The sequence below is a fragment of the Cytobacillus oceanisediminis genome, from assembly GCF_022811925.1.
GTDB lineage: Bacteria > Bacillota > Bacilli > Bacillales > Cytobacillaceae > Cytobacillus > Cytobacillus oceanisediminis_D.
Genome location: NZ_CP065511.1, coordinates 628758 through 641927, shown reverse-complemented (window position 1 = coordinate 641927; position 13170 = coordinate 628758). Strand labels below are relative to the sequence as shown.

Genomic DNA, 13170 nt, shown 5'->3' with positions numbered 1-13170 from the left:
CAGACTTTGAATACACCTTTTCCCCTATTCCACTTTTTGCAAAAAAAAGTGATCTCTATGTCAAGAGACCACTTTACATATACTGGCTATTTTCTTTTCTCCGCTTCCTGAATACTAAATCCTCCAATGCTCCAGATCCTGAAAGGACACCTCCCACAATAAGAACCAGCCCGAGCATATGGTTTATAGTGATTACTTCACCAAGAATGAACGCTGAGCCTGCCAATGAGAAAAAGGTATTCAGGTTCAAAAAAATACTGGCTTCTGCAGGCCCGATATTACGGATGGCTGTGTTATAAACCATATGGCCGACAGCTGTTGCCAATACGGCAGATGCTGCAAATGCAGCCCAAACATAGGCTGGGGCTTCAGTTATACCCTTAAGTCCGCCGGGTTCCATAATGCTGGCCATTACAAAAAGGATCACTCCTCCAAAAATCAGCATATAGCCTGTCAGCAATCGCGGATCAAGCGTTTTCGAAGCCTTGCTGATTACAATGAAGCTAAGAGCCTGTGAAAGAATGGACAGGAACACAAAGAAATCTCCCGGAGTTAAGCTCGATATCCCTTTATTCCCTGAAAGGACAATAAAAGTCACGCCTGCACCGCCAAGCAGAAAACCTATAACCTGAATGCCTGTAGGCTTATGGCGCAGCAGAATGGAAGACAGTATGGCTGTCAAGAGCGGACCGGCACCTAGAATAAGCCCCCCATTCACTGCACTTGTTCCCGTTAGGCCTATAGCCAGAAAAAGATGGTGGCTGACAACACTTAAAAGGCCGCCAAATACAATGTACGAGATTTCCCTCAAGCTCGGCTTTCTCACTTTCCCCATTATGCTTAATATCAAAAACACGGTTATACCCGCAGTTAGTATTCGCAAAGAAGTAATCGAAACCGGAGGAAAATAACTGACAAGAATTTTTATAATGCTGACATTCAATCCCCATAAAGCCATGATGGAAGTGAGGAGAATGTATGTTTTTATGTTTTTCACATCGATCCTTCTTTCCAGAAAATCCAAGTTCATAATTTGTATCATTTTATCATATTTCAAATGGGAATATGTCTTTTTAAAGCTTTAAAATATGAAAGTGTCGGGCATGAAAAACACCCTTATGGACAAAATAACCATCAGCAGAAATAAGGGAGGGATCTTTTTGTCACCCGATCAAGATAAGTTCTTCAACAAAATCGTTGCAATTCAAGAAGATCTGACCCATCAGGGGATTGAATACTGGCAGCAATATTCCCACCTTGGCACCTGGCAATTTTGGACTGTCACATGTCTGCTCATCCTGCCCTTGGTGCTTGTATATTTTAAAATTGACCGAAAGCTCATTTTTCACATCGGCTTTTTTGGGTTTGCTGTTCATGTCCTTTTTTCATATGTGGACACAGCAGGAATCCGCTTCGGTTTGTGGGCCTACCCTTATCAGCTGCTCCCTTTCATACCCAGCTTGTCATTAGACGCTGCCATTATCCCTGTCACTATTATGCTCGTGTATCAATGGACCTTAAAAAACAAAAAAAATTATTACCTATATGCTCTTTTAACTGCATTGGGATTCGGATTTGGCTTCAAGCCCTTGCTTGTCGCACATGGTTTATTCCAAAAATATAAATGGGTTAATTATATTTATATATTTCTATTTACATTACCCTGTTCCTGCTGGCCTATTGGCTTACCAGGTTTTTTCGGTGGATGAACAAGCGTGAAAAACGCAAAGAAACTGTATAATAGCAAGAGCAGCCTCCCATCAAAGGAACGGCTGCTCTTCTGCTTATTTTACATCTAACTCGTGAACCATTTCAGGTGACGCTTTCATTTTATGCTGATTTTTCGGCCTAGGGCCCATGTTATCAAAACGTGCCTTATCATAAATGGCGGCACCCACAATTTCCGCTACATCCTGAAGTTTTTCTTTGCTGATTTTATCAATTGTATCTTCTGGAGAATGGTACCATGGCTCAGTTGGACTGTGAATGAATAACGCGGCTGAGATGCCCGCTTCAGCAAATGGCACATGGTCACTTCTGCCGCCCTGATATACTGGTGTCGGCTCACCGTTCAGCCTTTCACTGGATGCTTGTGAAAGCTCTGTTACAAGATTTTCTTTTCCATCCAAAGTCATCATCACTAAATCGCCTGCATCCTTGCTTCCCACCATATCAAGATTAAAGTTTGCAATAGTTCTGCTGATTTCATCCTCAGAAAGACTGTTAACATAATGGTAAGATCCGATCAATCCCAGCTCTTCTGCTCCAAATGTCACGAAGCGGATTTCTGTATCTGTCGGAGTATCCTTGAACACACGTGCTAGCTCTAAGGTCATTGCTGTTCCGGAAGCATCGTCATTCGCCCCAGGCGCCCCTGCCACAGAATCATGGTGTGAACCAACAACAATAATGTCGTCGTTTGCTTTCTTTTTGTTGGTTGGTTTCTTTGTGGCAATTACGTTGTGGGAAATTTTTTCTCCTGCATCCGCACCTTCAATGGATAGGGAAGCTGATAAAGCTTCACCGCTCTCCAGCAATGCAAGAATTGCCTCCCCTTCTGCTTTTGACAGGGCTAACGCCGGAACATATTCTTCATTATGAGCTCCAAGCGTGCCGCTTAATGGACCCTCTGCATTATTAAAAATAATCACTCCGGCAGCCCCTTTTTCAGCTGCATTTAAAACTTTCTCGGCAAAAGAAATGGAGCCGCGCTGGATAAGCGCAATTTTGCCTGTGAGATCAACGCCTTCCAGTTCTTCCGGTGTGCCCAGCCCAGCAAATGCCAGCTCTCCACTCACATCCCCATTGACTGAATAGGTAAAGGATCTTGGCTGCAGTTCTCCTTCATAGCCATCAATGGTCACTTCCATACTGCTCGGAGGAGTATATCCATAAAACGTGAATGGCTGAATCTCTGTTTCATAGCCATAGGATTCGAATTGGCTTTTAATATACTGAACAGCGTTATACTCCGATTCTGTACCGGCTACACGCGGGGTTTGTGAAAGATAATCAATATTATTATAGATATTTTCTGCATTAATTTTATTGACTACCTTCTTATCGAATACATTTACCGGCTGAGTCTGTTTAACGTCTGCTGGATATGCAAAAACTGCCTGTGTTCCAATAGCTCCAAAGATAAGAGTTGAAGCTAATGCCACTTTTAAAATTGGTTTTCTCATCTAGTACCTCCAATAGAATAATAGATTCCGCTCATTAAATTTTATAATGTTTCGAAAACTATCATAAGGGTACAAGATACTAGAGTGCAGTAGGTATAAAAATCTATATTTTGGTTTTATTGTTAATTTTAGTAAATACCTAATAGGAAAAATAGACAAAAAAAGAAGGCTGCCCCAGGTAAGCCTTCTTTCCCTTCTATTTCATTATATCGTGGTCCACATAACGCTCGCCGTTCAATTCACTAATTACGTTAATCGCAACTTTTGCACCGTCTCCAGCTGTAATGATTGTATGGACGCTGACTCCTGCAACGGTTCCGGCTGCCCAAATGCCATCGACATTCGTCTTGCCGTCAGCATCAACATCCAGAATCGTTTTAATGCGCGGCTCGGTGCCTGCTTTAGTCTTTAAACCAGCTTTTTCTGCTAAATCAGTTGAAAGACCCGCAGCTATAATTATATGCTTAGCTGAATATGATTTTTCTCCTGCTGTTACAGTAAGACTTCCTTCAGCTTTTTCAATGTTATCAACAGTTCCTTCTGCGATCTCTGCCCCAAACTTAGCAGCTTGCTTTTTGCCTGTTTCGATCAGTTCTGGTCCAGTGATTTCCATAACGCCATAATGATTTTCAACCCACGCCCGTTTAGTCATGCTTTTATCATTATCCACAACCACTACCTTCTTGCCCGCTTTTGCAGCAAATAGCGCAGCACTTGCACCAGCAGGGCCTGCACCCACAATTAAGATATCAAACATCCATACTTCCTCCTTTAACACATTATTTACTTATAGTTTATCCAAACTAATAATCATTGTAAAATAATGTGATTCAAGGAAAATTGTCCTATTTAATCTTCATCTTTGATATCCCGATCCTCAGGTATCGGCTCATTTAGTATTTCTTCCACCAGCTCCCTGTATTTTTCCACCTGCTTTATATGGGCATCAAACTGTTCCTTATATATTAAATACTGTTCTCCATCATAAATGGCGCGTATTTTCTTTTGCTGAATCAAGCTTTCTACATATGACTCAGGGTAAGATAAATATTCTGCGGTTTCTTTAATGGTAAGATACATGCTTGTTCTTCCCTTTCTAATTCCTTATAATATGGCTTTACTAATTTCTAGGCACTAGAAGACTCTACTAAAATCATATAGAATAGAAACTGTAAATAATTTGTATATGCAACTTATATTCTTTTATTATACAGCGAAAAAATACTTATTTGACTGAATTCCAGCTCTTTTTTTCAGCCAGATAGAGAACAGGAGAAATATAAGCTAATGAATAAAAAAAAGGTATTGGGCTTATATGTAATTATCAGCCTTATTTGGGTATTCGGAACGAACTACCTTTTGCATATGCTTGAGCCCTCTTCTCTTGTCAGTTTTCTTTTTAGAGCAAAAGAGTTTCTGTACATTATCGTTACAGGCTGGCTGCTCTATTATTTTATTGGCAAAAGAGATGAGCTCAGTGCCTCGAGGGAAGATGAAAAGCGCCTTTCCACTTTAATCAATTCCATGGTTGACTTTGTAAATTTTAAAGACGGACAGGGCCGCTGGATTGAGTCTAATGAATTTGGACTTAAGTTGTTCAATCTTGAAAATGCCGATTATAAAGGCAAGAAGGACTCTGAACTGGCCGAGTACACTGATTTTTATGCAGACGCACTTCGCTACTGTGAAACTTCAGATGAAGAAACCTGGATAAACGGTAAAATTACCCGCATCGAAGAAGTCATTCCTTTGCCTGACGGAACAGAAAAAACTTTTGATACGATTAAAGTGCCGCTCTTTCATGACGATGGAAGCCGAAAAGGACTGGTCATTATCGGCCGGGATATTACAGAAAGAAAGCATGTGGAGAAGCTTCTTGCCGAAAGCCAGCAGCAATATAAATCCTTGTTTGAATATAATACTGAAATTGTCTTTATGACTGACCTTCATGGCACCATCACTAAAGTAAATCCCCAATTCAAAGCGGTGACAGGCTACAGTCCTGATGAGACATTGGGTAAAAGCATCAATGAAATCATACCAGCTCCTTATAAAATGAAGGCCATTGAAGACTTTACAGGCATCCTTGAAGATAAACAGCCGAAAACCTGTGAATTTGAATTCAATCATAAAAATGGCAGCCAGCTCACTATTCAATGCACCGCGCTTCCGCTCATTGTGAACGGTCAAATTGCCGGAATCATCGGCTATGGAAAAGATGTGACAAAGCTTCGGCAAGCTGAAGAAAGATTGCGCCGCACCGAAAAGCTTTCTGTGGTTGGCGAGCTGTCTGCCAGTGTTGCGCACGAAATCAGAAATCCGCTGACATCTTTAAAAGGCTTCGTGCAGCTCATGCAGCTGGAAGATGAAAAGCATCAATTCTATTATCAGATCATGCAGGAGGAGCTGGACCGGATCAACCATATTGTTGGAGAGCTGCTGCTCCTTGCCAAGCCTCAGGATATTTGTTTTACAAAAGCGGATGTTCAAAAAATCCTTTTTAATGTCATTTCGCTTTTGAAAACAGAAGCCAGCATGCACAATGTCCAGATAGAATTTCTATTAAAATCGGATGTGTATATGATTGAATGTGAACCGAATCAGCTAAAGCAGCTTTTTATTAATATAATAAAAAATGCCATTGAAGCATCAAGAGATGGCGGTAAAGTAACGGTTACACTGCAGGCGGAAGACCAGCAGATGACTATCCTGGTTAAGGATGATGGCTGCGGCATGTCGGAAGAACGCCTTAACAGGATCGGTGAACCTTTCTATTCTTCGAAGGAGAAAGGCACCGGCCTCGGACTTACAGTCAGCTTCAAAATTGTCCAATCTCATAATGGATCCATTTATTTCAATAGTGAAAAAGGGAAAGGAACAGAAGCTGTCATCAAGCTGCCTATAAAAAAACAAACACCTGCCCCTGAAGCAGGATTAACAGTTTAAAAAGCAAAGAGCGATTTCAATCAAACGTTTGATTGAACATCGCTCTTTTTTTATCCCTCTAATTTCCCTTAATCTCCAGCAGCTTCTGTCTCAAATCATTTTCCATATTGGCCAGGTCGTGTTCTGCCTGCCGGCGTTTATGGCGGCCCTCCTCCTGGATTCTCAGGGTTTCTTCAAGAGTGGAAATCAGGTTCTCCTGTGTTTTCTTTAACGTTTCGATGTCGACAAGGCCCCGCTCATTCTCACGTGCCGTTTCAATTGTATTCATTTTCAGCATTTCTGCATTTTTCAAAAGAAGATCATTAGTTGTTTTTGAGACCTTCTTCTGGGCTTCGACGGCATGGCGCTGGCGAAGCAATGTCAATGCGATGGCCACCTGGTTTTTCCAAAGCGGGATGGCCGTCATGATGGAAGACTGGATTTTTTCAACCAATGCCTGATTGGTATTCTGAATCAGACGAATCTGCGGTGCGCTTTGAATCGTTATTTCACGGCTCAGCTTCAAGTCATAAAGGCGTTTATCCAGGCGGTCGGCAAACTGCATCATATCGTTCACTTCCTGGAACTTCATCTGGTCATTCGACTCTTCTGCCTTCTTCTTCAGCTCGGGAATCTTCTTTTCATGAAGCTCTTCAAGCTTCAGTTCACCTGCTGCAATATATACATTTAAAGCATGAAAATACTCTTTATTATTTTCGTAAAGCTTATCTAACATGACAATGTCGGAAAGAAGTGCATTCTTGCTCCTTTCCAGTTTGACGCTGATGCGGTCGATTTGAGCACCCGTTTTTTGGTATTTGGATAGGACTTCCTGAACAGAACCGGATATCTTTCCAAACATACGCGCAAAAAAGGATGATTTCTCCGGCCTCAGCTCATCCGGATTCACATCATTGAATTTCTTCATCAGATCATTGATGATTGTTCCCACTTCACCAACGTCCTTTTTCTGAACATGCTCGAGCATTGTATGAGAAAACGATAACAGCTTTGATTGAGCCGGTGTTCCGTATGAGATCATCGCCTGGTGATTAGCAGGATCGATTTGCTTTGCAAGCTGATAGGCTTTTTCCCGGTTTTCTTCCGGGATCACATCGATCAGTCTTGTCCGCTTTTCCGATTGCAAGGGTGAGGAAGCTTCCTCCTGCTTTTCCCCAAAAGGATCTGCCATCAGATCATCCAATAAATTAGTGTTTTTTAACAGGGACGGTTTTTCTTCGGTCATTTTAATCTCCTGCTTTCATCATGAATTCTTGAATCTTTTATCTTCTCAATCGAATTCTTGGCAACATCAATTTCAAGATGAAGCTGATCAATATCTTCAGCTATAACCCTGTGAAGATCTTCCTCCACATGATGGGTAAGTGCATCAAGTGTACGTCTGGTCTCCTGTAGGGACTGATCCAGTTCACGCGATTTTCTCGGCTGGGAAGACAGAAAGACATACTTTTCCGCCAGCTCCACCGCGGAATCCAAATGGGAAAAATAAAACTGCTCGGCCTGATAAAAGCGTTTTGGCTCACTTCTGGTCAGTCTGTAAATCCTTCTCGTCACCCTCATGAACTCCATGCGCTGCTTCAGCGTCGGGAAGTGACGAATCGAGAACATCGCTTTATGCAAACGGGTTATCTTGCGGCGCGCCTCATCAAGATTTCGCTTAATATATTGGTATTCCCTTTTCGTCAAACCATGCTTTTTCAAAAAGCGGCGGCGCTGAATCACTCCCCCGGCCCAATAAGTAAGAAGCCCGGCTCCAGCACCATATATCCCTGACATAATGAAGGTTTGCCCGAAAGCAAAGTAACTTGCCAGCCAAACACTGACAGACAAAGGAACGGCCGTCAGCAAACGAAAAGCAAATGCTAAAAAGGAATTCATATTTATCGACTCCTACTCATAGTCCTACTTATTTATACGTTATTTATAAACCTAAAGTTTCATCCACAGACATCTTTCCGCAAAAAAGGCGTACATCCTTAAATCTATTAAAACACTTTTAAAAAACTTCTCAAGTTATACGATACAAAATAACACGATTGCCCGCCATAGACCACAAAAGTAATCCTTGCTAAGACCTGAGACGTATATTTATCTGCAAAAAAAGCACCTGCGGAAATTTCCGCAGGTGCTTTCTGGCTATTTTACAGCCAATGCACGCTTGCCCATTGCATTGTAAATCTTAATGAACTTCTCTTTTGGCATTTTCACATCTTTCTTAACTGCTTCACTGTCATTAAAGTAAACATAATCTGCATCCACACCGGTTACGACAATGCAGTGCAATGGTGTCGGTGCGCTGATCGTTTTGCCGGCAGGCGTTTTCCAGCTTCTATTATTCGGCATTTCATGGCTGATTGTAAACCATGCCAAAACAGGGTTACCCTCTGAAACAGCCTTTTCTATTTCTGAAAAATCTTTTCCGGTCAGATTTACACCGCCTGGACGATACTGATCAAGCAGCTTTTTCAGCGGTCCCGGGTTTATCGTATGGCCGTTGCCAAAAGGTGTCCCGACAAACCCGACATCAGGATCCCCCCAGGTTTTAATAGAACCATCCGCATTTCTTACCAGCTTGGTTGAGTCATATGGCATTTCTTTTGCAAGTGTTGTTTTGCTGACATTCACTCCATAAAATTTCAGTGCCATGGCAAGAGAAGTCACTTCACATCCGCTTGGCAGCTCCGGCCGCTGGGCAATGAGCGGTACATTGATCCTTGCCTGACGGGGATCACCAGCTGTCACATAATCACCGCTTACATACCCCGTGCTTCCGTTGTAGGAAATTTTATACCAGCCGTTGCTTTCCTTATGTATGACACTTAATACTGATCCGTTTTTTAAAAGGCCGACACTGCTGTAATTTAATCCCGGACCTTTTCGGACATTTAATGATGTAGCATCCACCCGGTAAAGTTTTTCATTTGTTTTGACGTATTGGCCGCTGACATAGCCTGTATTTCCATTATAGTTAATTTTGTACCAGCCGCTGGCAAGGCGTTCGATTGCCTGTACACCGCTGCCTTGGGGCAGACTGCCGATCCGATCATAATTTGTTCCGGGACCGGAACGGACATTCAGACTGGTCGCATCCACTGTGTAAGTATAGGAAGCCGCTTCTGCCACTGCCTCGTTTGAAAAGCCTGGAATTGATGGTGAAATGATTCCTCCTGCAAAAATAGCAGCAGCAGCAGTCCCTTTTAATAAAGCTCTGTTTCCATATGAACTTTTTAAAATTGCCATATACTTTCCTCCATATCCCTAATTTATTTCTGTCGAATTTTGCAGACTACTCTAAAAATATAGATTCAGAAACTCCCAGTCTACCTTTTTGGGACTGGAAAAATATTATTGATTCTATTGAATCAGCTTATCTGATGGAGTCAGTATATTTGGCATCTGCATATCTTCCTTCTTCATACATGCAATTGAGTGGCCAGAGCCAGTAAAAAGTCGATTTTTTGTTTATTTATAAGAAATACAGGGAATAAGCTCTTATACCAATTTACTTACACCTTGGAGGAAACATAATGAATAAGCACTATTTTTATATAGTTATTTTATTAATAGGATCGATTGTATTTCCTTCTTCAGGATTTACAGAGGATCCGTTTGGACAGGAAAACAAGGTTGTGCTGATTTCCTTTGACGGAATGAGAAATGACCTGACAAAAGAGTATGTAAAGGAAGACAAGCTTCCCCACATTAAAAAACTTATGAAGAATGGAGTGGCCGCCAAGGATTCCGAAACCGTAACCCCATCGCTGACCGCCCCATCTCATGCGGCAATAGCTTCAGGTGCAGCCCCGTCGGAGACCGGCATGGTCAGCAATAAGTGGCAGGATCCCCATAAGGAATTGGCAAATGGAGAAAGCGCCTTTCATCATCCGCTCGATAAAAGCCCGCTTTGGGCAGAAGCCAAAAAAAACGGCAAAACAACTGCCACAGTGCTGTTTCCCGGATCAAATCCTGATGCAGGAACACAGGCTGATTACGCAGTCTATTATGGCGAAACCTGGGCAGAGAGTTCTCTGGATAAGCTTCAGTTCAAAAAAGCAGAGAGCTGGAAGCACACCGAAAGCAGCTTTAGCCCTACAAAGGAAGCTATATTGAAGCTGCCATTAAAAAAAGCAAAGAATAAAGAACTTTATATATTGGCTTTAGACACTTCAGATGATGGAAAGACCAACTATAACCGCTTCATTTTTTCGGAAAACCGTTCGGCAGACCCCAAAGATGTCATTGTCAATGCCAATGAATGGGGGTCAATTCCTATTGAAGCTGATGGCGAATCTGCAGGATTCTGGTTTAAGCTAAAAATTGACCCTGGCCTTGAGAAAGCAAGCATTTACCGGACAGCCGTTACGTCAGCCCTCATTGAAGGCCCCGACGGATTTGAAGAGGAGCTGCTTTCAGAATTCGGCTTTTTCCCCGTCCAGGATGATACAAAGGCTTTTGAAAAAAAGTGGATTACTAGAGAAGAGTACGAAGAAATCAGTTCACGCTTTGTCAGCTGGGCAACTGATGTGTCTCTTTATATTAAAGAAGAATACCAGCCGGATTTGCTGATGTTTTATACACCGCAGATTGATCATGAATCACACCACTTTCTGCTGACAGATCCGCAGCAGCCTGGGTATTCAGAGGAAAATTCTCAAAAACATAAGAAATACATTGAATGGGCATACAAGCTTTCCGATGAAGTCGTTGGACAGACATTGGATAGCCTTAGTGAAGAAGACCACCTTCTTGTTGTATCCGACCACGGCATGGAACCAGTCCACACCATCCTTGCTCCAAACACTCTTTTGAAAGAAGCAGGCCTTTTAAAGACAGATAAAAAAGGAAAAGTGGATGAGGAGAACTCCAAAGCTATGGCTGTAGCCAGCGGGTCAGCTGCACAAATTTATCTGAATGAAAACCTCACTAAAAATGAGAAGGAAAAGGCTGCAGACCAAGTAGAGAAACTCTTTAGCGAGTATAAAATCAAGCCGGAGTTTCAAACGAAAATCCTAAAAGGCTATTTTGGTGCAGCAGGTGATTCCATTGTGCAAGGGCAATTCAGCCATTTTAATCAAACAGCGAAGCAATTTTTCCATCACCTTTTTAGAAAGGAAGAAAAACCTTATCAGATTGCCTATGGAAATAATAAAGAGAATAAGCACCCTAACCAGGGAGACATTTTGCTGCTTGGTGCAAGGGGCTATATGATGGGAAGCAGCCTAACAAGTCCCCATATGCCGGCAATTGAACTCGGCAGCCACGGCGGCAATCCTGATCGGAAAGAACTCAGGGCCGTATTCTTTGCACACGGTCCTTCTTTTAAAAAGGACAGCTGGATTGGCTCGATTACCACACTGGATATTGCCCCAACTGTCTATAAGCTGCTGGACATACCTGCTCCGGACTTTTTGGAGGGTGAAGTTCTAAAAGATGCTTTAGATTTATAACACTGCCTTGCTATGTGCTGCAAGGCAGTGTTTCATTTTTGAAAATAAAAAACCCACCCCTATAGAGATGAGCTGTACACACTATATACAATCCAATTCCACAATCACCGTAGTGCCTTCACCTATAAGACTTTCGATGGCCATCAAACCTTGATGCTCCTGAATTATCTTATTGCTGACTGTGAGCCCCAAACCGATTCCTTTATCTTTTGTCGTATAAAATGGGGTCCCAAGATACTTCAGCATTTCACCATCAATGCCTGCTCCTTCATCTGCAAAAGTAATCCTTACACGCCTGCTCTCTATTCTTTCAGCACTAATATATACATTTCCGCCATTTGGCATAGCCTCAATCGCATTTTTTAAAAAGTTCACAAACACTTGCTTGAGCTGGGGAGGTGAACATAATAGCATGATATCATTCTCACGATGATCGAGATGGATTTGAACATTGTGAAGCAGTGCCTGCGGATGAAGTACGTTAATCGTACTTTCAAGAATTGACATTAAGCTCCCTTTCTCAAACTCAATTGCCTGGGGTTTTGCCAGGGACATGAACTCATTGACAATGATATCAATTCGATCAAGCTCTTCCATAATAATGGATAAATAATCATCCTGTTTTTCCTGATTAACGCTGGATTGGAGCAGCTTTGAGAAACCTTTTAAGGAAGTCAGCGGATTCCTGATCTCATGTGCAACCCCTGCTGCGAGCTGTCCGATAATGGATAGGCGGTCCAAGTTACGTAAAGCCGCATCATTATTTACTCTGTCTGTTATGTTTCTGCCTACTGCCACAAATAATTCAATCTCGCCTTTATCGTTTAAAATTGGAGAAATGCTTGCCTCTACGAAAACGATTTCGCCATTAATCGTATCCATCTTCATTTCAAGGATCTGAGGCTCTCCCGTTTCCAGCAGCTTTTGACATACCTTGCTAAACTTTTCTCTCTCCTCCTCGGAATATATGACAGTGCCGCAGGTCTTCCCAACAAGCTGCACCGGCAAATATCCCAAAGCTTTTTCATGAGATGGAGATGCATAAATCACCGTTTGATCTTTTGTGAAGACTTTGATCATATCTGTCGTATTCTCAGTAATCAAATCGTACAGTTCCCTGGTTTTTCTTAATTCCCTCTCCATGCTTTTAAACTCTGTCATATCCCGGAATATAGCCAGAACGGCGATGATTTTACCCTTGGAATTTCTGAAAGGAGAATACGAAACCGATATATCCAGAACCGAACCATCCTGATGATAGCGCTGTGTGATCACATTGCTGTAAACTTTCCCCAGCTTGACCAGTTTTATAATATCCTTCACATCTTCCGGGTTCTGAAAATCGGTAAACTTCCTGCCAATAACTTGCTCTTCGGTATAGCCAAAAATCATCGTATACATATGATTTACCCTTATAAAACGGTTCTCCATATCAATGATGGCAACCCCATCTGCCGTGCAGTTCAGGAACAAATCGAGCAATTCATCAGGATTGGAATAAATCGATTCACCATCATTTCCAAGTATCGGGAAATCATTGACCAATTAGCTCACCCCATTTAATAACTCTATAAACTATATTTTACAGAATT

The 13170-nt window shown here is 42.1% G+C and carries 11 protein-coding genes; 3 read left to right on the top strand and 8 right to left on the bottom strand.

Translation table 11 applies throughout. The features are described from left to right. Positions 1-73 precede the first annotated feature (73 nt). On the bottom strand, positions 74-1042 hold the full coding sequence (locus tag IRB79_RS03280) for a DMT family transporter (protein WP_243509193.1): 969 nt from the start codon (positions 1040-1042) through the stop codon (positions 74-76). Positions 1043-1160: 118 nt separating this feature from the next. Between IRB79_RS03280 and IRB79_RS03275 the strand changes: the two genes are divergently transcribed. Further along, positions 1161-1709: a CBO0543 family protein gene (locus IRB79_RS03275; protein WP_243506704.1), complete on the top strand. Its 549-nt coding sequence runs from the start codon at positions 1161-1163 to the stop codon at positions 1707-1709. Between the two features lie 75 nt (positions 1710-1784). Here IRB79_RS03275 and IRB79_RS03270 read toward each other — a convergent pair whose 3' ends face one another. The 3 genes from IRB79_RS03270 to IRB79_RS03260 all read right to left on the bottom strand — a co-directional run bounded on the left by IRB79_RS03270 (position 1785) and on the right by IRB79_RS03260 (position 4265). Beyond that, positions 1785-3185: a M28 family peptidase gene (locus tag IRB79_RS03270; RefSeq protein WP_243506703.1), complete on the bottom strand. Its 1401-nt coding sequence runs from the start codon at positions 3183-3185 to the stop codon at positions 1785-1787. A gap of 196 nt (positions 3186-3381) precedes the next feature. Further along, positions 3382-3942, bottom strand: a complete 561-nt coding sequence (locus tag IRB79_RS03265) for an FAD-dependent oxidoreductase (protein WP_243506702.1) — start codon at positions 3940-3942, stop codon at positions 3382-3384. Positions 3943-4034: 92 nt separating this feature from the next. Further along, positions 4035-4265, bottom strand: a complete 231-nt coding sequence (locus tag IRB79_RS03260; RefSeq protein ID WP_243506700.1) for an excisionase family DNA-binding protein — start codon at positions 4263-4265, stop codon at positions 4035-4037. A gap of 207 nt (positions 4266-4472) precedes the next feature. On the opposite strand from IRB79_RS03260, the gene IRB79_RS03255 reads away from it, so the two are divergent. Further along, positions 4473-6131 carry a PAS domain-containing sensor histidine kinase gene (locus IRB79_RS03255; protein ID WP_243506699.1) on the top strand — a complete coding sequence of 553 codons (1659 nt, stop codon included), beginning with the start codon at positions 4473-4475 and terminating at the stop codon, positions 6129-6131. A gap of 58 nt (positions 6132-6189) precedes the next feature. Here IRB79_RS03255 and IRB79_RS03250 read toward each other — a convergent pair whose 3' ends face one another. From IRB79_RS03250 to IRB79_RS03240, 3 genes are all read right to left on the bottom strand, one after another. Continuing rightward, positions 6190-7356 carry a toxic anion resistance protein gene (locus IRB79_RS03250; RefSeq protein WP_243506698.1) on the bottom strand — a complete coding sequence of 389 codons (1167 nt, stop codon included), beginning with the start codon at positions 7354-7356 and terminating at the stop codon, positions 6190-6192. Next, the gene (locus IRB79_RS03245) at positions 7353-8009 is read right to left on the bottom strand and encodes a 5-bromo-4-chloroindolyl phosphate hydrolysis family protein (RefSeq protein ID WP_243506697.1); all 657 of its coding nucleotides are present in this window, start codon (positions 8007-8009) and stop codon (positions 7353-7355) included. Before IRB79_RS03245 ends, IRB79_RS03250 begins: the two co-directional genes overlap by 4 nt. A gap of 258 nt (positions 8010-8267) precedes the next feature. Beyond that, positions 8268-9371, bottom strand: a complete 1104-nt coding sequence (locus tag IRB79_RS03240) for a C39 family peptidase (protein WP_243506696.1) — start codon at positions 9369-9371, stop codon at positions 8268-8270. A 287-nt stretch (positions 9372-9658) separates the two neighbouring features. Here IRB79_RS03240 and IRB79_RS03235 point away from each other — a divergent pair, with 287 nt between their 5' ends. Beyond that, positions 9659-11578 (top strand): alkaline phosphatase family protein, encoded by a 1920-nt coding sequence (locus IRB79_RS03235; RefSeq protein ID WP_243506695.1) that lies wholly within the window; start codon positions 9659-9661, stop codon positions 11576-11578. A gap of 81 nt (positions 11579-11659) precedes the next feature. Here the strand turns inward: IRB79_RS03235 and IRB79_RS03230 are convergent, their stop codons facing one another. Further along, a complete protein-coding gene (locus IRB79_RS03230) occupies positions 11660-13123 on the bottom strand; it encodes a PAS domain-containing sensor histidine kinase (RefSeq protein WP_243506694.1) in 1464 nt (487 codons plus the stop codon). Positions 13124-13170 lie beyond the last annotated feature (47 nt).

Coding starts and splice junctions, on each gene's coding strand:
- IRB79_RS03280 (WP_243509193.1), bottom strand. CDS start 1,042: ATGATACAAATTATGAACTTGGATTTTCTGGAAAGAAGGATCGATGTG.
- IRB79_RS03270 (WP_243506703.1), bottom strand. CDS start 3,185: ATGAGAAAACCAATTTTAAAAGTGGCATTAGCTTCAACTCTTATCTTT.
- IRB79_RS03265 (WP_243506702.1), bottom strand. CDS start 3,942: ATGTTTGATATCTTAATTGTGGGTGCAGGCCCTGCTGGTGCAAGTGCT.
- IRB79_RS03260 (WP_243506700.1), bottom strand. CDS start 4,265: ATGTATCTTACCATTAAAGAAACCGCAGAATATTTATCTTACCCTGAG.
- IRB79_RS03255 (WP_243506699.1), top strand. CDS start 4,473: ATGAATAAAAAAAAGGTATTGGGCTTATATGTAATTATCAGCCTTATT.
- IRB79_RS03250 (WP_243506698.1), bottom strand. CDS start 7,356: ATGACCGAAGAAAAACCGTCCCTGTTAAAAAACACTAATTTATTGGAT.
- IRB79_RS03245 (WP_243506697.1), bottom strand. CDS start 8,009: ATGAATTCCTTTTTAGCATTTGCTTTTCGTTTGCTGACGGCCGTTCCT.
- IRB79_RS03240 (WP_243506696.1), bottom strand. CDS start 9,371: ATGGCAATTTTAAAAAGTTCATATGGAAACAGAGCTTTATTAAAAGGG.
- IRB79_RS03235 (WP_243506695.1), top strand. CDS start 9,659: ATGAATAAGCACTATTTTTATATAGTTATTTTATTAATAGGATCGATT.